This window comes from Streptomyces sp. NPDC088400, assembly GCF_044753355.1.
GTDB lineage: Bacteria > Actinomycetota > Actinomycetes > Streptomycetales > Streptomycetaceae > Streptomyces.
Map to the genome: position 1 here is coordinate 741,190 of NZ_JBIVMZ010000002.1, position 22,595 is coordinate 763,784.

Sequence of the window (22,595 nt, forward strand, 5' to 3'; positions counted from 1 at the left end):
TCAGTGGCCCAGCCCGGCGCCCCCGTCGACCGGGATCACGGCGCCGCGCACATAGCCGGCGTCGGCGAGGAACGCCACCGCGTCGGCGATCTCCTCGGGGCGGGCGAGGCGGTCGGCCGGTGTCTGGCGGAGCAGGTTCTGGCGCTGCTCCGTGGTGAGCACGCTGGTCATGTCCGTCTCGGTGAGGCCGGGTGCCACCACGTTGCAGGTGATGTCCCGGGGGCCCATCTCGTGGGTCAGCGACCGTGCGAAACCGACCAGCCCCGCCTTCGCCGCGGCGTAGTTGGACTGCCCCGGTGCGCCGCGCAGCGCCGACGTCGAGGAGATGAGCACGATACGGCCATGGCCGTCGCGGAGCATTCCGCGCATCGCCCGCTTGGCGACCCGGAAGGCGCCCGTGAGGTTGGTGTCGATGATGGAGGTGAAGTCCGCCTCGCTCATCCGCACCAGCAACCGGTCGTTGGCGGTGCCCGCGTTGGCGACCAGGACGGTGACCGGACCGTGCGCCGACTCGGCTTCTTTGAAGGCCTGATCCACTTGGTGACTGTCCGTCACATCACAGCGTACGGCGAGGAATCCCTCGGACTCGGGCGGCTTCTCGCCCCGGTAGGTCACCGCGACCTGGTCGCCTGCCGTCACGAAGCGGCGGGCAACGGCCAGCCCTATTCCCCTGTTCCCCCCGGTCACCAGCACCGACCGGGGCGTCGTCTGCGCCGTCATGGCTTCGCTCTCCATCTCACTCTCCAGTCTCTTCGGCCACATTCACGGGCCCTCCTACGCGGATTCCACCTGCTCGTCCCGTGCCTCCCGGGCCGGGACGTCGCTCGGTCGTGCCGCCCGTGTCCGCAGACCCACGACCGACACGGCGAAGCCGATGAGGGCCAGTGCTGCGATGGAGAGGGTGGCGGCGGACATCGCGTCGAGGAAGGCTCGGTCGGCCGTGGCCGCCAGTTCGGGCAGGCGCAAGGAACCGGCCAGTGACCGGGCCGCCTCGGCGGAGGTACGGGCCTGCTCCTCGGCCGCCCATGATAACTCGCGCCCGGTGCCGGGTAGTTCGGCATCCGACATCCGCGCCCGGTACACCCCGGAGAGGATCGAACCGGCCATCGCCACCCCGAGCGTTCCGCCGACCTGCCGGGTGACGCTGTTGACGGCCGATCCGGCGCCCGCGAGCCGCGGCGGTACCCCGCTCATCATCACGGCCGTGACCGGCGTACCGATCAGACCCATGCCGAAGCCCTGGATCCACAGCAGCGCGGCGATGAACCAGATCGGGGTCCGTCCGTCGAGCCAGGCGTAGGCGACGTAGGTCGCGGCCGTGGCCAGGACCCCGGCCGCGACCGTCCAGCGGGCCGTCAGCCGGCGGCTTATCGCGGGAGACGCCTGGCTGCCCAGGACGATGCCGATCGCGGCGGCGATCATCACGGTTCCGGCGTCGGCGGGGGAGAGGCCGCGGGGGCCCTGGAGGTAGAAGGCCGCGTAGTACAGATGCCCGGCCAGTGCCATGAACGCGATCAGCAGCACCACGCTCCCGGCTGTGAATCCGGGCTGCCTGAAGAGCCGTAGGTCCAGGCTGGGTGCCGGGGACTTGCGTTGTCCGGCCACGAAGGCGGCCAGCAGGGCGCCGCCCAGGAGAAGGGGGAGGAGGACATGGGGGCCGTACCAGATCTGTCCGTTGCCGAGTTCGATGATTCCGTACACCAAGCCGCCGAGGCCGAGCATCGAGAGGGCCATCCCGGGCAGGTCGAGCTGTCTGCGCCGGGGGGCCTTCAACTCCGGTACGACGGCGGCCACTCCGGCCATGCAGAGGGCCACGATCGGCACGTTGACCAGGAACACCGAGCCCCACCAGAAGTTGCTGAGCAGTGCCCCGCCCACGACCGGTCCGACCGCCACTCCCAGACCGCTGGACGAGCTCCAGATCGCGATCGCCCGGGTCCGCTTCTCCTCCGGGGTGCTCTGCACGATGACCGACAGCGTCGCCGGCATCAGCAGCGCGCTGCCCGCACCCATGACGGCGCGCGCCACGATCAGCCAGGCGGGGTCCGAGGCGAAGGCGCCCGCGCCGGAAGCGGCGCCGAACAGCGCGAGCCCGGCCAGGAGGGTGGTCCGGGGGCCGAAACGGTCGGCCAGCGCGCCGCCCGCGAAGAGGGCACCGGCGAAGACCAGGGTGTAGGCGCTCGCCACCCACTCCAGCTCGGCGGGGGTCGCGCCCAGGCCTTCGGCCGGGTCGGCCAGGGTGGTGACGGCGACGTTGAGGACCGAGGTGTCCAGCCAGATCAGCATCTGGGCGCAGACCACGACCAGGAGGACGGGCCACGACCGGGAGGTCTTCCCGATACCGCTGTTGGTTTCGCTCATCGGACATCTCCGTCGTCTCCGCAAGTGCTGTCGCCGTATGCGCGCAGAGCCCGGTCGACCAGTCCTGTGTCGGTGTCCACGGACACGGACGTCCCGTTCACGCTGATCGACTCCCCTGTGCTTGATGACTGACCTACCGTCAAAGCCGCTGTAACCGGAGGCCCTTCGGCTTCCGGCAGATGCAGCACTGCCCGCGCGATCGCGTCGGAGTCCTCCAGAGTCACCGATCCCACGCCCGGTCTGATGCCGACCGCCGTCACCCAGCGCACCCCCTCCGTCGGCACCCCGAAGGCGAACCGGCGCGGGTGCGGCCGGCCCGACGCGTCCACCAGCCGGGGCGCACCGCCGGTCACCGCCATCCCGCCCGTCTCGTGGCCGCCCGGCCGGTACGGGACGCACCGGCCCTCCGCCAGCAGCCCCCGCAGGAGCGGATTGGCGCTGCGCCGCAGGTCGATGTCGGGCAGCCGGGCCTCGACGAGCGCGTTCACCAGCACCGGCGCCTCGGACACTCTCTCCGCGTCCACGAGGAAACCGCCCTCGCGCGCCGAGGGCTCCACCCGCATCCCCGGACCGACCACGTGCAGTACCTCGGCCTCGATCAGCGCGATCAGCTGCTCGATCCGGAAGGCGGGCGGGCCGATCGACGTGAACGCGTTCAACGGCGTGTACCAGCCGTCCAGTTCGGACCGGTACGAGTCACCGGAGACCCCGCCGTGGTCGACCACCAGCCGGACCTCGTTCCTCAGGTCCCGCAGCGCGTCCAGCGCGGCCTTCAACGGCCCGGTCACATTCCCGAGCCGGGCGGCGGCGACGTCCTGCCGCAGATACGCCAGCAGCCAGTGCCGGAAGTCCGCGCGGTCCGTGAAGTGCCGGTCGCCGTACGGCTGTTCAATGCGCCGCCAGTCCCAGCGCTCGTCCGCCGGTATCCCGTACCGGTCGAGGAGGGCCGACTCGGAGTGGCGGCCCGCGAAGCACGACCGTACGAACTCCTCGGCCGCCCACGGTCCTCGGGCGGCCCGGATCCACGCCTCGTAGAAGACGGTCCGTACCTCGCGGTCGATCAGAGGCCAGATGTCGGCCCGGAAACCGACGGGTCGTCGCCGCAGTCCGGCGATGACCTCCGGGGTCAGGAACCGGGGGCGGTGGCGGCCCAGCGCGCCCTTCTCGTTCTCGCCGCGGGCGTGGTACGGCACTCCGCGCCGCGAACCGGCGTACAGTACCGGCTCGTTGCCGCTCGGGATGTACACGAGCGCGGCCGCGCCCTGCTTGAACGTTCCGCCGCGCCCCTCGGTGAGCAGTGCCAGCTGGTCGAAGAAGGTCAGCCCGAGTCCGCGCAGGGCGACCGGCGTGCCGGGCCGGATGCCGCTCAGGTCGGCGTCGGCCGGGTTGGCTGGGCCCACGTAGGCCAGGCGGGTGTGCGGCTCCGCGAAAGAGCGCAGCTCGCATTCCTCCGGGGCCGGAATCAACTCCCCATGGCCGAGGGCCAGTACCACCGCGTCCATGCCGGTGAGCCGGTCGCCGTCCGCCAGGGCCACTGTCTGGCGCCCGTCCGGGGTGTCGTCCAGCGCGACTGCCGTCGCCCGGTGGGTGTGGACCGTGATCCGGGGCGGTGCGGTGCGTAAGAGGTGCCGGAAGACCCACTCCAGGTAGTGGCCGTGGAAGGCGCGGGTCGGGTAGGTGTCCGGGCCGAGTCGGCGTGCCTCCGCCAGGACCCGGCCGGGGTACGCCCCGGGCTCCAGGGTGCGCGCCCACTCGTACAGGCTCGGGCCCGGTACCGACGGCCCCGGGCAGGGCACGCTGTCGTCGGTGAACAGGGTCACCTGGGAGGCGACCGTGTTCATGAGCAGCTCGGGCGGCTGGTCGGTACGCCACACCGCGCCCGGGCCGGGCGGGTACGGGTCGACGAGGTGGACCACGACCGGGCGGGCGGCCTGGCCCGCGTTGGCGCAGATCCGCTCCAGGACCGAGAGCCCGCGCGGACCGGCGCCGATCACGCACACGCTGATGGCGTCAGGCGCGTCAGGCGCGTCAGGCGCGTCAGGCGCGTCAGGCACGTCAGGCGCGTCAGGCGCGTCAGGCGCGTCGGGCGCGGCAGGCGTGTCACGGGCATCGCGGGCATCACCTGCGGCACCTGGTCCGGTCATTCCTGGCCCAGCCCGTCGCGCAGCAGGGGATGCCTGACCACTCCGGTGGCCCCGGCCACAACTGTCCGCACGGCTCAGCCTTCCGTACCGTGAGCGAGAGGAGTACGCACGCGCATCAGCAGGCGGCACGCCTTGTCGCCGTTGCGCAGACAGCTCTCGGCCCGGTTCTCCGTGAGAGTGACGCCGAGTCCCTCGGACCAGCCCGCGTGGATGTCGGTGCACGGGCACCGGTAGCCGTCCAGTGAACCGGCCATCCGCACCATGGTGATGGCGAAGTTCCGGCGCAGTGTGAGGACGATCAGGTCGTCGTCCTCGACCTCGGTGGAGGCGTTGCGCAGCTCCGGCGGGAACATCCGGTCGCCGCACTCGTCGAACCTGCGGCGCAGCTCCTCCAGGTCCTTGCGGCTGTCGCCGGAGTCGGGGAACGCCCCGGACCGGCGGCCGACGCGCTGCCCGACGTGCGCCGCGACCTTGCGCAGCGCCTCGGCATTGATCTCGTTCGCGGCCTCCTGCCCGAACCGGCTCGCGACCCCCTGGTACCAGTGGGCGTCGTGCTGCCACCACAGCCGGTAGGCCTCGACCGTCTGCGCGCGGTGGTTGACCTCGCCGGCGCCTGTGCCCGTACTCATGCCTGCTCCTTGGCCGAGGAGGCGGCGAAGCGGTCGCGCATCACTCGTTTGAGAACCTTGCCGGTGGCGCCCTTGACCACGTCGTCGGGCTTCATGCGCAGGGCGCGGGTCATCGGGGGGAATGCGGCGGCCTTGAGAGCCGTGTTGACCCGGTCGGTCAACTCCTCGTCGCTGCCGCCCTCTTCGTCGGCGAGCTGGAGCAGCGCGTACGCTTCCGCCACCCCGTCGCCGTCCCAGTCCGCCCGTACGCCGTCCGGGGCGACCCCGACCACGGTGCAGTCGGCCAGTTCGGGCAGCTCGCGCAGGAGGAGTTCCTCGGTGCGGGTGCTGAGGACGAGGCCGGCGCGGGTGCGGATGGCGTCCGGGGCGCGGTCGAGGTGGTAGAAGTTGCCGTCCTCGTCCTGGCGGGCGAGGTCGCCGGTGAGCCAGTAGCCGCCGAGCCGCATACGGTTCCAGGTCAGCGAGTCGTTCCAGTAACCCGGTGTGAGCGTAGGGGACTTGAGGCCGAGGCGGCCGATCTCCCCGGGCGGCAGCGGGGTGCCGTCCTCGGCGAGTACAGCGGCCTCGGCGAAGCTGATCGGCCTGCCGACGCAGCGCGAGTAGGCCGAGGTGTCCTTGGTGTGCCGGTTGTGGAAGACGGAGTAGCCGGCCTCCGAGGAGCCGAGCCCGTCCACGAAGACGGCGCCGTCGACGCGTGTGCGGCGCAGGTCCTTGCCGATCGTCCGGTGGCTGCCGTACCGCACGAGCGCCCGGATGTGCGCCTCGTGCGCCGCGTCCCCGGTGTTGAACCACACCTGCACGCTGGACAGGTCGCGGGCGGCCAGGTCCTCGGAGGCCATCTCGCCGAAGGTGCCGGCGAAGGCGAGCACGGCGGTGGGCCTGAACTCCTCGATGGCGTCCAGCACTTCGGTGCCGCCCTGGCTGGAGAGCAGCTTGATGTCGGTGCGCAGCAGCAGACAGTACAGCAGCGTCGCCACCATCGCGTTGTGCGCGCCCGGCAGCCCCACCAGGGTGCGTTCCATGTCGGTTCCGGTGGAGTGGCGGAGCCGGTGCAGCTGCGCGTACATCAGCGTGTGGTGGGTGTGCGGAACTCCCTTGGGCATACCGGTGGTTCCGGACGAGTGCGAGATGAGCACCGGGTCGGTGGGGTCGTGACGGTACGGGTAGGAGGGCGGGAGCGAGGCGCGGTGCTCGGGGCCGATGCCGGCGGCGGTCACACAGAAGCCGAGGTCCGCCCCGGGGGCCGACAGCACGGCTCGGTGCTCCTGGTCCGTGAAGGCGCCCACGGCGCCCTGTCGTCGTACGTACTCCCGGGCGATGTCGGGCGGCAGGTTGCCGTTGACGAACGACGGGATCGCGCCGAGGGACGTCAGCGCCAGAAAGTTCACCGCGAACTCGGCGCTGGAGTGGGAGTGGAGGGCGACGGGATCGCGGGGGCGCACCCCCTGGGCGGCGTACCAGCCCGCGTAGGTCTCGACCACCTCGCACAGCTGCCCGAGGGTCAGCGCCTCGGGGCAACTGCCGTCCGGGGACTGCCAGGTGCCGTCCGTTCGCAGTACGACCTCGTCGAGTGGACGGCCGTACGCCGTCAGGCGCGCCAGGACATTGCCGGCGCCCAGTTCGGTGTCGGAGCAGATCCGCGCCCGCTCCTGCCTACTGATGAGCATGGGTCTCCGTCTCATTCCTTGCCGTGTCTCTTGCAGCGGTGCCGGATCGTGCTCCGGTGCCAGATCGTGCTTTGGTGTCGGATCGTGCTTCGGTGCCGGAGCTGAGGATGAATGCGGGCGCTTCCGGTTCGGTCGTCAGGAGGTGGGTGCCGCCGTCCCGCAGGAGCCGCCGGTGGGCGTCGGCCAGTTCGAACAGACCCTGGATGCTTCCGAGTTGCCGGGCCGAACCGGTGTCGTACGTCGTCCCGGCCGAGCGGACCGACACCGGGGCTCCGGGGTCGCCGGGACGGCCGAGCAGCACCGCCGCCGCCAGGCCGGCGGACGCGGGGAGGTCCGGGACCGGACGTCCGCTGTCCGCCGTCAGGTCCTGCCCGGGCGTTCCGGGCGCGGCGAAGACCTGTCGGACAGGGCTCAGTTCACGGTGCGCGGCGGCCACGCGTTCGCCGCCGCCGAGCTCCACGCCCAGCACCAGGACCCGGTCCACCTCCGGGTCCTCCAGCAACAGGTCCGCCATGGCCAGCAGTTCGGTCAGTGCGTCGTCGAGGGTCGAGAGGCTGAACATCTGCCCGGTGATCCCGAACTCACGACTCGTGTGGCCCAGTACGGAGTTGGCGGTGGCCTGCATGAACAGCAGCGGGTTGTGCACCCGCCCGGACACCATGCGCCGGCTGGCCAGATCGGCGGTGGTGGTGTCACCCGTCAGGCTGGCCAGTGCCACGGCGGTGCGGGCGCCGTCCCCGGGCCGCTCGGTCAGACACCGCCTGCTGACCTCGTACGCCAGCGGGCTGAACGCCGACTCCACGAAGCCCGGCAGCTTCGGGAGCGCGATGTCGTCGTCCCGGCCGGTGTCATGGGTCGCGGTGGCGGACGCGAGGATGGCGAGAGGCGAGCGCAGGACCATCGTGTCGGTCGTGGTCATGGCCGCTCCAGGACGAGTGCGGTGTTGGCGCCCCCGAAGGCGGCGTTGATGGTGAGGGCCCGGCGCGGGTCGGCGGGGCGGGGCCGGTTCGGCACGTAGTCGAGGTCGCACTCCGGGTCGGGGCCGCCGAATCCGGCGGTCGGCGGCAGCACGCCGTCCAGCAGGGCCAGCATCGTGATCACGAACTCCACGACGCCCGCCGCCTCCAGGAGATGGCCGGTGGTGCTCTTCGTCGAGCTGACCGGGATCGAATCGGCCCGCTCCGGGAACGCGGCGCGCAGGCCCCGGGTCTCGGCCCCGTCGTTGTACTTGGTGCCGGTGCCATGGGCGTTCACATAGCCGAGGGACGCCCCCTCCGGGTCACCGGCCATCCGCAGCGCCTGCCGTGCGGCGCGCGCCAGCCCGGCGCCCTGCGGGTGCGGCTGGGCGATATGGTGCGCGTCCGTTGCGGCGCCCCACCCGACGACCGACGCCAGGGGCCGGGCCCCGCGACGCCGGGCGTGCTCGGTGGACTCCAGTACGACGGCCGCGACCCCGTCGCCCAGCAGCAGTCCGGTGCGCTCGGCGCAGAACGGGCGCACCATGCCGTCACGGGACAACGCCCGCCCGGAGTCGAACTTGCCGAAGGTCTCCTCCTCCACCAGATACCCGCCCGCGCAGACGGCCGTATCGATCCGGCCCGAGGAGATCAGCCGACAGGCATGGATGATCGCGGCGGCGGACGCCACGCAGGCATTGGTGAAGGTGAGCCGAGGCCCGGTCAGGCCAAGGCCACCGGCCAGCAGTTCGGCGAGGTGAGCGGGCACGGCATCGGCGAGGTGCGCGGCGGCCCGGCCCGCGTCCGCACCGGACCCGTGGACGGGTGCGGACGCGGTGTCCGGATTCGTTCTCGCCGGAGCGCCCGGCCCTGGCCCGGCATCTGCCGGGGTGGCCGCCGCGCCCCGCCAGTACCGCGTCACGCTGCTGTGGTCACCGGCGACCCCCAGCAGGACCGCCGCCTCCGAGGCCGGCCCGAGCCCGGCCATGTCGAGGGCGTCCGCCCCGCACCGGCCGAGCGCGTGCCGCAACGACCGGTCCTCTACCGCGCCGGGGCGGTCGGGGGCGGCGGCCGCCATCGGCGTACGGTACGGACCGGTGTCGAACCGCGTGGTGGGCCGGAACGCGGGAACCCCGGCGAAGACCCCGCTCCGCAGGGCCTCGGCACCCGCGCCGAACGCCGTACGTACGCCGAACCCGGTCACCGTCACTTCACCGGTCATCCCGTCCGCCCCTCTTCCGTCTGGGCGGTACGCAGATATCCGGTGAGCCGCCGGAGCGAGGTCAGCCCGCCGATGTCCTCGTCGGTGGGCTCGACGACCAGGCCGTACCGCTCCTCCACCACATGAAGCAGCCACACCAACCCGAGGGAATCCAGGACCAGTTCGGCGTCCTCGCCGAGATCGTCGGGCAGCCCGGGGAAGACCTTGCGGTCCGACAGCAGCTCCCGGACGGAGTCGGTGGTGATGCCGGAGTCGGTGGTGATCTCAGGGCCGGCGGTGATGTCGGGGCCGGTGGCTCCCGTGCTCGCACTCATGCCTTCGCACCGCGTCGGACGACCTCGGCGACGAGTCCGCCGAGAGTCAGGGTGGCCAGGGGCTCGATGTCGGTGTCCGGGATCTCGACGCCGAACCGCGACTCCAGCCGCAGCGTGAGCTCGATGAGGCTCAGGGAGTCGACATCCAGCCCGCCGACGGTCACCGGGCTGTCGTCCGTGATGCCGTCGCGGCTCAGCAGGATGTTCATCTCGTCGATCACCGCGGTCAGGACGAACTCGCGGATCTCGTCTTCCAGGGTCGACGTGCTCATGATCAGTATCTCCAAGTGAAAGGTCGTACGAGAGGTGTCGGGGAGGTTGTTCGGATCGCCTCGGCCCGGACTCGGCCTGGCCTGCGCCTGGGCCCGGGCCTGCGCCTGGGCCTCGCCTGAGCCTGGCCTCGGCCGGACTACGCCTCGCCCGCCATGGCCGCCTGAAGCGTCGCCGCCCGGCGTACCAACTTCCCGTTGGACGTACGCGGCAGGGACTCCAGCAGCCGGATCACCCGGGGCACCTTGTAGTCGGCCAGCCGCTCCCGGCACCAGCGCGACAGGTCCTCGGCGGACGGCCGTTCGGCGCCGGCGGCCACCGCGACGTACGCCTCGGTCACGTCCTCGTGGACCAGGACCGCCTGGTCGACCGCCGGGTGCTCGCACAGCACGTTCTCCACCTCGGTGAGGTCCACCTTGAGGCCGCCGATCACGACGACGGAGTCGGCGCGCCCATGCACCAGGATCGCGCCGGTGGCGTCCACCGTGGCCCGGTCCCGGGTGTGCAGCCAGCCGTCCGCGTACTGGGTGCCGCCCGAGTCGTAGAGGTACGGCGACTCGTCGAGGGCGACATCCAGTTCGCCGCGCCGCTCCCGCACCACCACACCCGGTGCGGCCCGGCCGACCGAGGGCCGCAGCGTGCCGCCGATGTCGATGGCCACGATGCCGGTCTCCGTGGTCCCGTACGCCTCGCCGACCGCGACGCCGTATCGGTCGGCGAACCTGGCCGCGACCCGCGGGGGCATGATCTCGCCGCCCGACACCGCGACCCGCAGATTGGGCAGCGCGGGGGGATCGGTGGCAGCGGCGAGGAGTTCGTAGTGTGTCGGCACGCCGAACAGGGCGGTGACCCGGTGCTCCAGCGCGGTCCGCAGGATGTCGCGCGCCGAGACACGGGGCGCGAAGACGACGGAGACACCGGCGGCGAGGGAGTACAGCAGGCCGGCGACCAGGCCGAAGCTGTGCGCCGTCGAGCTGAGAAGCAGCAGCCGGTCGCCCTCGACCGGCATCCCGGGGGCACCGGAGGCACCGGGAATCCCGGCGACACTGGCGAACCGGTCCACCTCGGCGGCGAGCGACCGGGCGGTTCTGCCGATCACTTTCGGCCGCCCCGTGGAGCCCGAGCTGAACTGGACCAGCCGGTGCGTGGTGGTGGCCGGCCGGCCGGTCCCGCGGCGCTCCGTGACGACCTCGTGCTCGGACCGGAAACCGAACGTCGCCCGGACGTTGGAACCGGCGCTGACCATGAACTGCGGTCGGCACGTCGTGCAGAGGGCCGCCACCTCGGGCGGTTTGAGCCGGAAGTCGAAGAGCAGCACCTGGGCGCCGAGCCGCCACAGGGCGAGTAGCACCTCGATCTGGGTGAAACTGGGCGGTGTGCGCAGGCCCACGGTGCTGCCAGGACCGATGCCGTACCCGGCGAAGACCGCGGCCTGCTTGGTCACTCGCTCCCGTAACTCACCTCGGGTGACCGTTTCCTGTTGGTGTATCAGATACGGCAGGGTGTCGTCGCACGCGTCGAACAGCCCCTGGACCAGGGAGTCCATCCCGTCGTCCGTATGCGTATGCGTATGCGTATCCGTGCCGGTACCGGTGTCCGTCTCTCTGACGAGTTCGTCCATGAGGCCTCAGACCTCCTTGCAGAACTCGCCGATGGGCAGCCCCACATGGCGCTTGTCGGCGGCCAGGTAGCCGAGCAACTCGTCACCCGGCCGCAGGTCGGTGACGTTGAGGACCTTCCCGCCCGGGCCGAGCACCCGTACGTGCCAGTCGTCCTGCACGGTCAGGCTGACCAGCCGGCCGTCCTCGGCATGGGTACGGATCTCCAGCAGCGGCCGGGACTCCAGCTTGGCGCGCCCGACCACGACCCGCCGGGTGCGCCCGTCCGCGCCGACCGCGAGCAGGGCGCTGCCGGAGCCGACCTCGCTGAGGTAGCTGGTGCGGTTGTCGGGCCCGAGCGTGTACGAGTGCAGGGCACCGGCGTTGACCCGGAACGGCCTGGTCGGCATGTAGGGGAGAGGGTGGGTCTCACTGCAGCACAGCACGAACCCGGAGGAGTAGGAGCCGACGAGGATTCCCTCGTCCTCCTCGAAGTGCGAGCAGGTGTCGACGCAGACCCGGTCGCCGAGTCCGACGTGCCGGATGCTCTCCACGGTCAGTGTGGACAGCTCCAGTTGGGGCGTCGTGGCTTCCAGCAGCCGTGCGAGTGCGAACACGTCGTCGGCGCTGCGGGGTGTGAAGAGGATGCCGTCCGAGCCGCGCTCCAGCACGTCGAAGACGATGGCCGCCTCCTCCAGGCCGTCGACGACGGTCACCAGCTTGCCCTCGGCGGACTCGGCCGCGGCGAGCACGATCTCCAGCGGGATCTTGGTCGGGTCGGCGAAGTGGATGACGGTGTACGGCAGCACCATGGCGCCCGCGCAGGACAGTTGAAGGGTGCGGTCGTCCCGTACGTCGATGAAGCCGGAGACGGGCGTGCCACCAGTGCCACCAGTGCCACCGGTACGACCGGCGGTGCGGTGGGCGGCGGCGAGGGCGTCCAGCTCGTCCTGGGTGCCGAACTTCCGAAGGAGGACGTCGATTCCGGTCGCGGCCGGAGAACTGCCGTTCCCGGAAGGGGACTTGGACTCCTTGTCGGCGGCTCCCTTCGCCTCTTTGCCGGCGGGCTTCTCCACGGCGGCCGGGGCCGGCCCCTCGGAGACCAGTACCCGGGTGACGGTCGGGGGCAGGGTCCCGAGCAGTTCGGCGTCGGCGGCCACCACCCCGGCCATCCGGGCGTGAACGGCCGCGTCCACCACCGCCTGGAGCTGAGGGCGGGGGACTTCACGCAGATCGATCCATGCGAACCTCATGCCACTCCTGCCACGATCGTCGAATAGTTGGCCAGGGGCATGTCATCCGTGAGGGCGTTGCCGCCGGGCATGCCGTGCACGACCGCCGCGAGCTGTGACACCAGTGCGGCGGGCGTGGGAGACGAGAAGATCCGGCGGCCGATGGCCAGCCCCCGGCAGCCGGTGGCCATCACGGCGGCGCCGTACTCGACCAGGTCGGAGCCGTCCGGCGGCCCGCCGGCCGCGAGGATGGGGATGGGGCTGTTGGCCACCACCTCGGCCATCCGGTCGAGCGGCAGGGCGGCGGAGGTCTTCACCATGTCCGCGCCCAGGTCGGCGGCGACGTTGGCCAGGTGGGCGAGGAGGGCGGGATCGCGCGGGTTCTCGATCCGGGGGCCGCGCGGGTAGACCATCGCGATCAGGGGCATGCCCCACGCGTCGCAGGAACGGGCCACCGCCCCCAGGTCGGCGAGCTGCCGCGCCTCGGTGTCCGAGCCGATGTTCACATGGACGCTGACCGCGTCCGCGCCGATCCGCAGCGCCTCCTCGACATCGGCGACCAGCACTTTGGCGTGGACGTCGGCGGAGCAGGCGGTACTGGCGCTCAGGTGCACCACCAGCGCGCAGCTCTTCAGGATGTCCGGCGGGAAGGCGCGGGCACGCCCCTTGTGGACGATGATCCCGTCGGCCCCGCCGGCCACCAGGGCCCGCAGCAGGTCGTCCCACTGGTCGGCGGGGACGATCGGGCCGTCCGAGACGCTGTGGTCGAGCGGTATGAGCAGATGTCGGTCGTCACCCGCCAAGGAAAGTCTTCTCACGCGTAATTGCTTGCCGGTTTTCAGCATGGGTAATGAGCCTTCCCAGCCCGGAGGCCGCATTTAAGAAAGCCGAACCGCGACATTCCGCTGCGATTCTCCGTGTCCGAAAAACGATGGTTGTAGAACTTTCAAGTTCAGCCGCCACGAGCATTCCCGCGTGACTGTCCGTTGGCAAGGTGTGATCGTCGGGAAATTTTTATACGGAGTCCGGCATGAGTATGGACGGCAATGTGACGGGTGAGTGGGGTTCGCGGGGCTCCGGTGTACTTTTCGTGGGCTGTTGGGAGAGAAGTGGTGAGGTGGCGGGTGTCGTGCGCTCTGCGCGTGTTAAGGCGGTCTGCCCCTGCCCGTGACCGCATCGGATGCTTTATTACTCGGGTGCTCGCCGGCCCGGTTATTCGGCCGGGGACTTCTTGTCGAATGTGAATTCGCGGGCTTAGGGTGACAGGCGCACTCCGGTTCGTGTTTCATGCGGGATCGTCCCCTCCCCGCCCTGGACCCGGACTGTTTCCACGCTCCGGGCATACCGGAAGTGACCCGCCATGCCCGAATTACCGTTCAAGACCGCTCCCGAGACCGTCGGCGCGAGACCGGGCGCGTCAGCGTCACCCGCGGTGCGCAACGGGAAGAGCCAGGCCCCGCGGGTCGCCGTCGCCAGCCTGGTCGGCACCACGATCGAGTACTACGACTTCACCGTGTACGGCACCGCCTCCGCGCTCGTCCTCGGCCCCGCCTTCTTCCCCTCCGGCAACGCCACCCTCTCCTCCCTGGCCGCGTTCCTCACGTTCGCGGCGGCCTTCCTCTCCCGCCCTCTCGGCGTCGTCCTGTTCGGGACGATCGGTGACCGGCTGGGCCGAAGGCGGGCCCTGGTCGTCTCCCTGCTCCTGATGGGCGTGGCCACGGTCGGCGTCGGGCTGCTGCCCACGTACGAGACCGCCGGATTCCTCGCTCCCGTACTGCTGGTGACACTCCGTCTGCTCCAGGGCGTCAGCATGGGCGGTGAGTGGGGCGGGGCGGTGCTGCTCGCCGCCGAACACGCGCCGCCCGGCCGCCGCGCGCTGTACGCGTCCATCCCGCAGGCCGGCCCCTCGCTCGGCTTCCTGCTGTCCACCGCGGTCATCCTGCCCACCCTGAACACCGTGGGCATGGACGGCTTCACCGACTGGGCCTGGCGCATCCCGTTCTTGCTCAGCACCGTGCTCGTCGTGGTCGGCCTGTGGGTGCGTACGACGGTCTCCGAGTCCCCCGTGTTCACGTCAGCGGCCCGCCGCGCGGCACAGACACCGCAATCGGTGTCCCGCTTTCCGCTGGGCACACTGCTCAAGCTGCACCCCGGCCGGCTGCTGCTCGGCACCGGTGCGGCGATCGGCGGCTCGGCGGTCTACTACCTGACGATCGTCTACAGCCTCTCGTACGGGCCGCAGGAGCTCGGCATCCCCCGGAACACGATGCTGACCGCCGCGAGCATTGGCGCGGCGGCCGGAATCGCCATCACCCTCCCGGTCGCCAGGCTGTCCGACCGGATCGGCCGCCGCCCGGTGATGCTGGCCGGAGCCGTCGGCTGCGTGGTGTGGGCGGTGCCCATGTACGCCTCGCTGAGTTCACGCAACGGGCTGGTGATCACCGGCGCCTACACGGTCGGCCTGATGTTCCTCGCGCTGATGTTCTCCCCGGTGGCGGCCTTCCTCCCGGAGCTGTTCCCGGCCCGGCTGCGCTACACGGGCGCCTCCGCGGCCTTCATCCTCGCCAACACACTCGGCGGCGGCTTCGCCCCGCTCATGGCCACCTGGCTGAACAGTCACTGGGAATCCCCGCTGGTCCTCGGCTTCTACACCGGCGGCCTCTGCCTGCTGAGCCTCCTGTGCCTGCTGGCCCTGCCGGAGACCCGCGACCACGAATTCGGCGACTGACGGGCACGCGACAGGAAGGTGCTGCCCCGGCCCGGCCCCGGGCCCTACTGGTCCGATATCGCCCAGTGTGCTTCGCGGGCGGGATCCGGATTGAAGGAGGGGTGGTAGCTCTCCGGCGGCGCGAGGTAACTGGCGGGGAGGCCACCGGTGTTGATGACGATCTGGTCCACGGCGATGGCCGGGTCGATCATGAGCAGGCGCAGGACGTGCTCGCCGGGCTCGGTGACGGTCACCGCGCCGGTCAGTTTCTCGATGCCCGCCACCACGTTGCGGGCCCATGCGTCATTCTGTTTTCCGGTGGCGACCGCCTGGCCGGACAGCACGGTGGCGGGTCCGTCGTCGAGGGCGAAGGCGACCCGGCGGTGGCCGCGCTGGTCGAGGGACGGTAAGCGGAAGACGGTCACCGCGAACGTGCCGGTGCCGGCGAACGTCACCCGGTACCTCAACTCCGCTCCCCGGACGGCTGGTTCAGGGCCGGCGGGTGGCGCGGTCGACGGCACCGTCTGTACGGCGGCGGTGCGGCGGCCGAGGCCCCGCACGGTCTCCCAGTCGGTGCCGCGGCGTGCCGTGCGGCCGTCGAAGTGCGCGGCGTCGATCGAGACGTACCCATGCGCCTCGACATGCCCACGGGCCCGTCTCCGTGCCCGCTCCCCGTCGTTGAGGACCCGCAGGGGCACGGACACCGTCCGCCCGGCACCCGTGAGGGTCACCGTGGCGTCGTGCGGGCCCTCGGGCACCCGCTTCCAGTCGATCGTCACCCATATCCGTGTCTGATCGGTGAGAGTGCCGCCCGCCGTGCTCAGCCGTATCCAGGGATGACTCACCTCGGCGCTCCAGTCCAGCGCCAGGAAGCCGGTGTTGAACACGTCGACGAAGCGCCGGTCCCGCGTGTACGAGGAGAAGGAGAGCGCCCGCCCCGTCCCGGTCTCGTTCCCCTCGGCCGCCGCGCCCAGGCCCGACGTGTCCTGGTGCGCGACCCTGGCCACGTTCGGGCGGCCCGGTGCCTGCGGGATCTGTGGAGGGTACGGGTCGATGATCCCGTCCCATTTCCCGCCCGCGATCTCGGTGTTGTAGTGCTTGGTGATCGCCTGTTCCTCGGCGTGGGCGGCCTCGGCCAGGTCCGCGTAGCGGTTGGCCCCGGCCTTGCGGCCCTGCCGGATCGCGAGCGCGTTGCGGCGCGCCAGGTCGTACTTCAGGTTCATCAAGTAAGCGCCGTGCACCGGGTATTGGACCAGCTCGTAGAAGGCGTCCTGGTAGCTGTCGGGCAGTCGGGCGCCGAGCCTCCGGGTCCGCTCCAGCAGTTTCTGGTACGCCGCCATCCGGCGGCCCGCCTCGTCGCCGTGGTGGACGGGCGAGAAGGTGCCCACGTCGATGAACTCCGGGCGCATTTCCGCCGCGAGGCGGTAGTACTCCGTACGGATGGAGGCGATCTCCCCGCCGTAGCGGCGCCCGAACTGGCGGCCCGCCCACTCGGCCACGAAGTCCTCGACGTCGCCGGCGCCCCACCGGTCCACGTCCCAGGCCATGTCCATACAGAAGGACAGGCCGGTCTCCATGGACTTGATGTCGCCCACATTGATGATCCACATCCGGTCGACCCGGTGGTCGTACGCCCGGCGCAGTTCCTGCCAGATCTTGCTCAACTGGGTGGTGTCCAGCCAGAGATAGCTCTCGGGGGTGCCCCAGTAGGAGATGTGGTAATAGATTCCGTTGCCGCCCTCGCGCCGCTGTTCCGTCTCGTTCGGCAGCTGGCGCATGTTGCCGTGGTTGTCGTCCGGCCAGATCAGTGTGACGTCCTCGGGCACCTGAACGCCCGCGTTGTACAGCTCCAGGACCTCTTTGTACGGGATGAATATCTGCGGCGTGGCCGAGGCGCCGACCGACTCGGAGAGGATCCGGCGCTGATCCGAGATGATCTTGTTCATCACCACGACCTTCTCCGGAATCGTGGTGGCGTACCGCGTCTCCAGGGGAGAGTCGTGCAGGCCCCGCATGCCGAGCGTCCAGCCGCTCTCGTACTCGGCGTTCTGCCGCGCCCGCGCTCTCCAGTAGTCGGCGATGACCTCCGGGTTCACCGTGTAGTCGTAGACCGGCAGCTTCCCGTCCGTGCCCCGGTGGGCCTCCGCCCACGGCGCCCACTCGTGGACGCCGTTGCGGAGCATGGCCTCAGGATGGCTGGAGCCGACCACGATTCCGTACGCCTCGGCCAGTTCGGGGTTCTCCGGATACCTGTTGAAGAAGTCGGAGTACGGGTGCATGGCGGGCCACAGGTAGTTGGCCTTCAGACGGAGCAGCAGCTCGAAGACCTTCTTGTACGTTTCGGGGCCGATGTTCTTGTCGGTCTCCTGGGTGCGGTGGGACCACGTGGTCAGGTTCCGCTCGTCGTTGATGAAGATGCCCCGGTAGCGGACGGACGGTTCGTACCGCTTGAGCGGGCCGCGCGGAACCGTCACGGTGTCGTGGTGCTCGACGGGTACGTCGGCCCACCAGGACCAGGGCGAGACGCCGATCCGCTCCGAGGTGTCGTAGACGGCGTAGACGGTGCCGCGCCGGTCGCTCCCCGCGATCACCAGGGCGCGTTCCACTCCGGGCAGCGGACGGTCCACCACCTGGGTCACCGACGCCTCCCAACGACCGGTCACGCCGGAGGTGTTCAGACGCCCCTGGGCGATGAGCCGGTCGATGACCGGACTCGCGCCGATGGTGCCCACCAGGACCAGGTGCGCGGACTTCTCCAGCACGGTGTGCCGCAGGCGCGGGCGCACCCCGCTGACGCGTTCCACGTCCGCACACAGGTCGCCGGCCGCGCGGACGACGGCCGGGTCGTCCGCCGGGTCCACGAACAGGTCCACGGCGGCACCGTTCCGTACCAGGGGGAAGTCGGCCCGCCCGGACTCCGTGGCCCGCCCGGACTCCGTGGCCCGGGCGGCTGTGGCCAGGGTGCCGTGGAGCAACGGGGCCGTACCGACGGCTGCCATTCCTCGCAGGAACGACTTACGTGTCCACCAGTCCGATGGGCGGTGCGGCTCGTTGCGGGGCATGGGGCATCACCTTCCCGCGCCGCATCCTGGGACGGCTCCTCGTCCGGGACGCCGGCAGAACTGAGCGCGTGACTCGCTGAGGCGGAGGAGCAAGGGGGCGGCGGGGTGATGGCATGTACATAGCAAAAGCCGCTCGCTCGCCACCGTAAGCCAGCTCGGCTGGGGCGTCCAGATGCCGGAGGCCGGCGGCCCTGGCCGTACCGCGTGCCGTGCATCCGGTAGACGCCCTCTCTCCGTACGGAGGGGAAGGGGTGTCGGTATAGCCCGGGTGCAGGCGGCGTGCCAAGGCGCATCTCAGCCTTCTTTGCGTTGTCTTTGCTCTACGGGAACCCATCTACTCCTGGGGGCGTTTACCTGGTGGGTCGCGATGAATCGCGACCCACGGCGAAGGCCGGACAGACAGTCAGACAGCGGAAGTCGAGGTGGCAGCAGTGCCGATGTGGGACCGGATCAAGGACCAGGCCAAGAATCTCCAGCAGTCCCAGGGCGGTCGGGGATCGGGCGGGCACGGGCAGGGGAGCGGCCCCTTCGGACAGGGACAGCACGGCGGCAATGTGCCGGGACAGCACGGCGGCAGCGGGTCGGGCCACGGCTCGGGCTCGGCCTCCGGCGGCTCCAAGGCCCAGCTGATCGGCGTGCTGAAGAATCAGCTCGCGTCGGTCAAGACCGAGCTCAAGAGCGGCGCTTACAGGGACGCCAGCATGGCGATGTGCGCGCTGGTGGCCGCGGCCGACGGGCATGTGGAGCCGATGGAGCGGCAGCGAGTGGAGGAGCTGATCGTCTCCAACGAGGTCCTGCAGAACTTCCCGGCGGACCAGCTGCGCCAGCGGTTCAGCAAGCACGTGGACCGGCTCGTCGCCAACTTCCAGGTGGGCAAGGCGGAGGCGCTGCAGGAGATCGCCAAGGCCGCCAAGAAGCCGGCGGAGGCCCGCGCGGTCATCCAGACGGGCATGGTCATCGCCGGTGCCGACGGGTACTTCGAGCCGTCCGAGCAGCAGGTCATCCGTGAGGCCTGCAACGCCCTCGGCGTGTCGCCCACGGAGTTCGGTATCTGACGGATGGCCTCCGCCTCTTCCCGTTCGTCCCGGGGTGAGGGATCACCATGTCTCTCAGGGAACATCCGGTTGCTCCCCTGACGGTGCGGTCGGTGTGACGCCGAGGGCAACCGGGGAGGACGTGAGGCGCTGAGACGGAGTGCACCGGCGGACCTGGGAGCGGTTGCCGCCCCAGGCATCCGCCTCCGAGGTCCCCGAGGTTCCGAGAGTTCTTGAAGTTCCGAGGGTTCCTGAGGTTCCGAGGGTTCCTGAGGCTATAGACCGTCACGAACCATGGCGGCCACGATCTGGACGTGACGATCGCCCGCCGTGTTCGAGAACTCGTTCTCGTAGTTCAGGCCGTAGGGCCAGAAGTGTCCCCCACCGGCGGACAGTGTGGCGCCCGAACCGTCGAAGCGCTTGACGAGTGCCGTGGCCTCCGCGCCGCGCCAGGTTCCTCCATTGGTGAGGGAGGACCAGCCTCCACTGGTGCCCACGCCGATGGTGTGGGCTATCTCGTGCAGAGCGGTCCGCTCCGTCATGTAACCGCGGTTCCCGAAACGGATGGTTCCGTTGATGTTGCCGTCGGCGGTGGGCACGCCCGGGTCGTAGCGGACGGTGATGCTCTTGCCCAGGTCACTGATGTTGTTGTACCGGGCCACCGCGGCGTTCATGGCCGTGGTGATGAGGCCGTAGGCCGTCAACTGGTCCTGGGTGGGGTTGCTCGCCCGTTCGAGCGTCCAGGTGATGGTGGCCGCCGCCACCTGTTCCTGGGATCCCGAGGCGGCCCGTGGTAACGCCCGCTCAGTGGCCTGCGCGATGCCGGGACCGGCCAGTACGGCGCCTGCCAGTGTGGCGGCTGCCAGTGTGGCGATGACCGTCCGGTCGCGCCGGTCGCGCCGGAGTACGGCCGTTCGCTCGGCGGGCTTCGGGGTCCGTCGTGGACTCATGTGAGGGGATCCTCCTGTGGGGGTGTGCCGTCGAGTGCGGGGATGGCCATGGCTCCGGAAGCCCGGCGTCCGTAAGTATCCAGCCGGGAAATGTGGCGTCAAGAGGCCCCGCACACAGGGTGGTTCAGTCGTCGCGCCCGGCGGCCGGACCGGTCGACTTCCGGACGACGAGGTCCACCGACATGTCGAGCCGGACGGGAGCCAGTGACGGGTCGTCACTGACAGCGCCCAGGACGCGGATGCTCTCGGCGGCCATCTCCTCGAAGGGCTGGCGAACGGTGGTCAGAGCAGGGGCCGAGGACCTCGCGGCGTCGATGTCGTCGAATCCGACCACCGAGACGTCCTCCGGAACGCGTAGTCCGCGTTCGGCGCATGCCTCGATCACGCCCAGGGCCTGGAGGTCGTTTCCGGTCACGAAAGAGGTCGGGGTCCGGCAGTTGTCCAGCAGGGTGTGGGCGGCGCGCCGGGCCGGTTCCGCCTGGAAGCGCACGGAACGGATCAACGTGCGGTCCGGGCGGATGTCCGCCTCGCGCAGCGCCGAAAGGTATCCGCCGAAGCGCGCGCGACAGCAGACCAGGTCCAGGGGGCCGGTGATGAGTGCGATCCTCCGGTGGCCGAGAGCCGTGAGGTGCTGGGCCGCCAGCGTCCCGCCGCGCCACTGGGTGGCCCCGACGGCGTTCATCTCCGGGGGAGCGTCGCCGATCGTGTCGAGGACGACCGTGGGCAGACGGGCCTCGGCCAGTCGCCGGCGGACGTCGGGCGGCACAGGGGACAGGACGCATACGGCGCCGGCCGGCCGGTGGGCGAGCACGTGTTCCAGCCAGTCGGGGGCACCGTCGGCATGGCTGACGGTGAGCGGTCTGCCGGCCGCGCGGAGCACGGCCGAGAACCCGCGCAGGAGCGGCGCGTTGAGGGCACTGCTCACACTGCCGAACACCACCTCCACCGGCCCGTGGCGCGGCACGCGGCGATGCCACTGGTAGCCGGTTGCCGCGACGGCGTCCATGACCCGTTGCCGTAGTTCGGCGGAGAGTCCCGGCCGGCCGTTGAGCACCTTGGAGACGGAGCTCTGGGAGACGTTGGCGAGTTCGGCCACAGTGGTCATCCGTACGGTCGTCCGTCCGTTCATCGCGGTCTCCTTCAAGGGGGCACGTGCAAGGGGTCACGTGTGGACCGAGGGTCTCCCACCGACCGCGGTGGGCGGTGCGGTGCTGTCCCGGATCACGAGCGAGGTCGCGAGCTCGATCCGCCGCCCCAGCGACGAACCGGGCAGTGCCCGTTCCTGCGCGATGAGCCGTACTCCTTCCGCCGCCATTTCCGCCAAGGGCTGGCGGACCGTGGTCAGCGGCGGGGCGAGCATCGTGCAGATCGTGGTGTCGTCGAACCCGACGACGGCGAGGTCTTCGGGGATGCGCAGCCCGCGCGCGCGGGCCATCTGGTAGACGCCGGCGGCCTGCCCGTCAGAACCCGCGAAGACGGCGGTGGGCCGGTCCGGGAGGTCCAGCAGTGAGGCGCCGTGCGCGACTCCGCCCGTGAGGAGGAAGTTTCCGTAGCGGGTGAGGGCGGGGTCGGGGGCGAGTGAGAACTCGCGGTGCGCGGCGAGGTAGCCCTCGTGCCGCTCGCGGGTGCACCGGATCTCGGAGGGCCCGCCGATGAACCCGATGCGCCGGTGCCCGAGTTCGAGCAGGTGCCGGGTGGCGGCGGCTCCTCCCGACCAGTTGGTGGCTCCGACGGTCGGAATGGTGGGTTCGCTGGTGCCCACCGGATCGAGCAGGATGAGCGGGGCCGACAGATCGGCCAACGCGGCGATCTCGTCGTGGCGGGCGCGGGAGAGTACGAGGATCACGCCGTCCGTCGGGCGCGCCCTGCGGACGGCGATCCATTCGCGGATGCTGAAACGCGGATGGCTGGTGGTCGTGAGCGCGAGCGTGTACCCGAGGCCGAACGCGGTTGTCTGCACTCCGGATATGAGTTCCCCGGCCCAGGGTGTGGTGATTCCGTCGATGAGGACGTCGAGGACGCCGTCCTGCGGTCGCTGTCGCCCTTTGCGCAGTACATATCCGGTTTCCTTCGCCGCCCGTGTGACGCGGCCCCGGGTCTCCTCGGAGATATCCGGTGTGTCGGCGAGGACCCGCGACACCGTGGAGATCGAGACCCCCGCCGCCTTGGCCACCGCCGCCATCGTTGCCCGACCGGTCATGCCGGCTCCCTCTCGTAGAGCGCACTGACGGTACGGCTGTGCCGCAAATTCCCGCAATGGGTGGCGGAATATTCCGCCAACACCTCATGCAAACAACGCGTGATCCGCCAGTTCGCAACCGCTTCCTTGACACCCGTTTTTACCCGGACTTAGCGTCCGCGTCATGAATGTGCCGCAACTCTTACGGTCGGTTGCGGAGATCCACTTGCCGGGAATTGCGGGATGGCCCGCCGAACGCGGAGAAGTGAT

General features: G+C 70.6%; 18 protein-coding genes. 2 read left to right on the forward strand and 16 right to left on the reverse strand.

The window, feature by feature from the left end:
* From fabG to ACIQD6_RS07480, 12 genes are all read right to left on the reverse strand, one after another.
* On the reverse strand, positions 1-735 hold the full coding sequence (gene fabG / locus ACIQD6_RS07425) for a 3-oxoacyl-ACP reductase FabG (protein ID WP_401879222.1): 735 nt from the start codon (positions 733-735) through the stop codon (positions 1-3).
* Positions 736-774: 39 nt separating this feature from the next.
* Entirely contained in the window at positions 775-2,361 is a 1,587-nt protein-coding gene (locus tag ACIQD6_RS07430; RefSeq protein ID WP_401879223.1) for an MFS transporter, read from the reverse strand.
* Positions 2,358-4,415, reverse strand: a complete 2,058-nt coding sequence (locus tag ACIQD6_RS07435; protein ID WP_401879225.1) for an FAD/NAD(P)-binding protein — start codon at positions 4,413-4,415, stop codon at positions 2,358-2,360. Before ACIQD6_RS07435 ends, ACIQD6_RS07430 begins: the two co-directional genes overlap by 4 nt.
* A gap of 164 nt (positions 4,416-4,579) precedes the next feature.
* A complete protein-coding gene (locus ACIQD6_RS07440) occupies positions 4,580-5,134 on the reverse strand; it encodes a hypothetical protein (RefSeq protein WP_401879227.1) in 555 nt (184 codons plus the stop codon).
* Positions 5,131-6,801: a class I adenylate-forming enzyme family protein gene (locus ACIQD6_RS07445; protein WP_401879229.1), complete on the reverse strand. Its 1,671-nt coding sequence runs from the start codon at positions 6,799-6,801 to the stop codon at positions 5,131-5,133. The genes ACIQD6_RS07440 and ACIQD6_RS07445 overlap by 4 nt, the downstream gene beginning before the upstream one ends.
* Entirely contained in the window at positions 6,788-7,720 is a 933-nt protein-coding gene (locus ACIQD6_RS07450) for a hypothetical protein (RefSeq protein WP_401879230.1), read from the reverse strand. Before ACIQD6_RS07450 ends, ACIQD6_RS07445 begins: the two co-directional genes overlap by 14 nt.
* Positions 7,717-8,979, reverse strand: a complete 1,263-nt coding sequence (locus ACIQD6_RS07455; protein WP_401879231.1) for a beta-ketoacyl-[acyl-carrier-protein] synthase family protein — start codon at positions 8,977-8,979, stop codon at positions 7,717-7,719. The genes ACIQD6_RS07450 and ACIQD6_RS07455 overlap by 4 nt, the downstream gene beginning before the upstream one ends.
* The gene (locus tag ACIQD6_RS07460; protein ID WP_401879233.1) at positions 8,976-9,293 is read right to left on the reverse strand and encodes an acyl carrier protein; all 318 of its coding nucleotides are present in this window, start codon (positions 9,291-9,293) and stop codon (positions 8,976-8,978) included. Before ACIQD6_RS07460 ends, ACIQD6_RS07455 begins: the two co-directional genes overlap by 4 nt.
* A complete protein-coding gene (locus tag ACIQD6_RS07465; protein WP_330289660.1) occupies positions 9,290-9,565 on the reverse strand; it encodes a phosphopantetheine-binding protein in 276 nt (91 codons plus the stop codon). The genes ACIQD6_RS07460 and ACIQD6_RS07465 overlap by 4 nt, the downstream gene beginning before the upstream one ends.
* 137 nt (positions 9,566-9,702) lie before the next feature.
* On the reverse strand, positions 9,703-11,109 hold the full coding sequence (locus tag ACIQD6_RS07470; protein ID WP_401879584.1) for a class I adenylate-forming enzyme family protein: 1,407 nt from the start codon (positions 11,107-11,109) through the stop codon (positions 9,703-9,705).
* A gap of 81 nt (positions 11,110-11,190) precedes the next feature.
* Positions 11,191-12,414, reverse strand: a complete 1,224-nt coding sequence (locus ACIQD6_RS07475) for a 3-dehydroquinate synthase II family protein (protein WP_401879235.1) — start codon at positions 12,412-12,414, stop codon at positions 11,191-11,193.
* Positions 12,411-13,238, reverse strand: coding sequence for a 2-amino-3,7-dideoxy-D-threo-hept-6-ulosonate synthase (locus tag ACIQD6_RS07480; protein WP_401879237.1), 828 nt, complete (start codon positions 13,236-13,238; stop codon positions 12,411-12,413). The genes ACIQD6_RS07475 and ACIQD6_RS07480 overlap by 4 nt, the downstream gene beginning before the upstream one ends.
* A 515-nt stretch (positions 13,239-13,753) precedes the next feature.
* On the opposite strand from ACIQD6_RS07480, the gene ACIQD6_RS07485 reads away from it, so the two are divergent.
* Complete coding sequence (locus ACIQD6_RS07485) at positions 13,754-15,121, forward strand: MFS transporter (protein WP_401879239.1); 1,368 nt, start codon at positions 13,754-13,756, stop codon at positions 15,119-15,121.
* 44 nt (positions 15,122-15,165) lie between these two features.
* Here the strand turns inward: ACIQD6_RS07485 and ACIQD6_RS07490 are convergent, their stop codons facing one another.
* The gene (locus tag ACIQD6_RS07490) at positions 15,166-18,162 is read right to left on the reverse strand and encodes a glycosyl hydrolase 115 family protein (RefSeq protein ID WP_401879240.1); all 2,997 of its coding nucleotides are present in this window, start codon (positions 18,160-18,162) and stop codon (positions 15,166-15,168) included.
* 431 nt (positions 18,163-18,593) lie between these two features.
* On the opposite strand from ACIQD6_RS07490, the gene ACIQD6_RS07495 reads away from it, so the two are divergent.
* On the forward strand, positions 18,594-19,217 hold the full coding sequence (locus ACIQD6_RS07495; protein ID WP_401879586.1) for a tellurite resistance TerB family protein: 624 nt from the start codon (positions 18,594-18,596) through the stop codon (positions 19,215-19,217).
* Between the two features lie 254 nt (positions 19,218-19,471).
* Here ACIQD6_RS07495 and ACIQD6_RS07500 read toward each other — a convergent pair whose 3' ends face one another.
* The 3 genes from ACIQD6_RS07500 to ACIQD6_RS07510 form a co-directional block, all read right to left on the reverse strand.
* Positions 19,472-20,146: a hypothetical protein gene (locus tag ACIQD6_RS07500; RefSeq protein ID WP_401879242.1), complete on the reverse strand. Its 675-nt coding sequence runs from the start codon at positions 20,144-20,146 to the stop codon at positions 19,472-19,474.
* 124 nt (positions 20,147-20,270) lie between these two features.
* Positions 20,271-21,275: a LacI family DNA-binding transcriptional regulator gene (locus ACIQD6_RS07505; RefSeq protein ID WP_401879244.1), complete on the reverse strand. Its 1,005-nt coding sequence runs from the start codon at positions 21,273-21,275 to the stop codon at positions 20,271-20,273.
* A 33-nt stretch (positions 21,276-21,308) separates the two neighbouring features.
* Positions 21,309-22,346, reverse strand: coding sequence for a LacI family DNA-binding transcriptional regulator (locus ACIQD6_RS07510; RefSeq protein WP_401879245.1), 1,038 nt, complete (start codon positions 22,344-22,346; stop codon positions 21,309-21,311).
* Positions 22,347-22,595 lie beyond the last annotated feature (249 nt).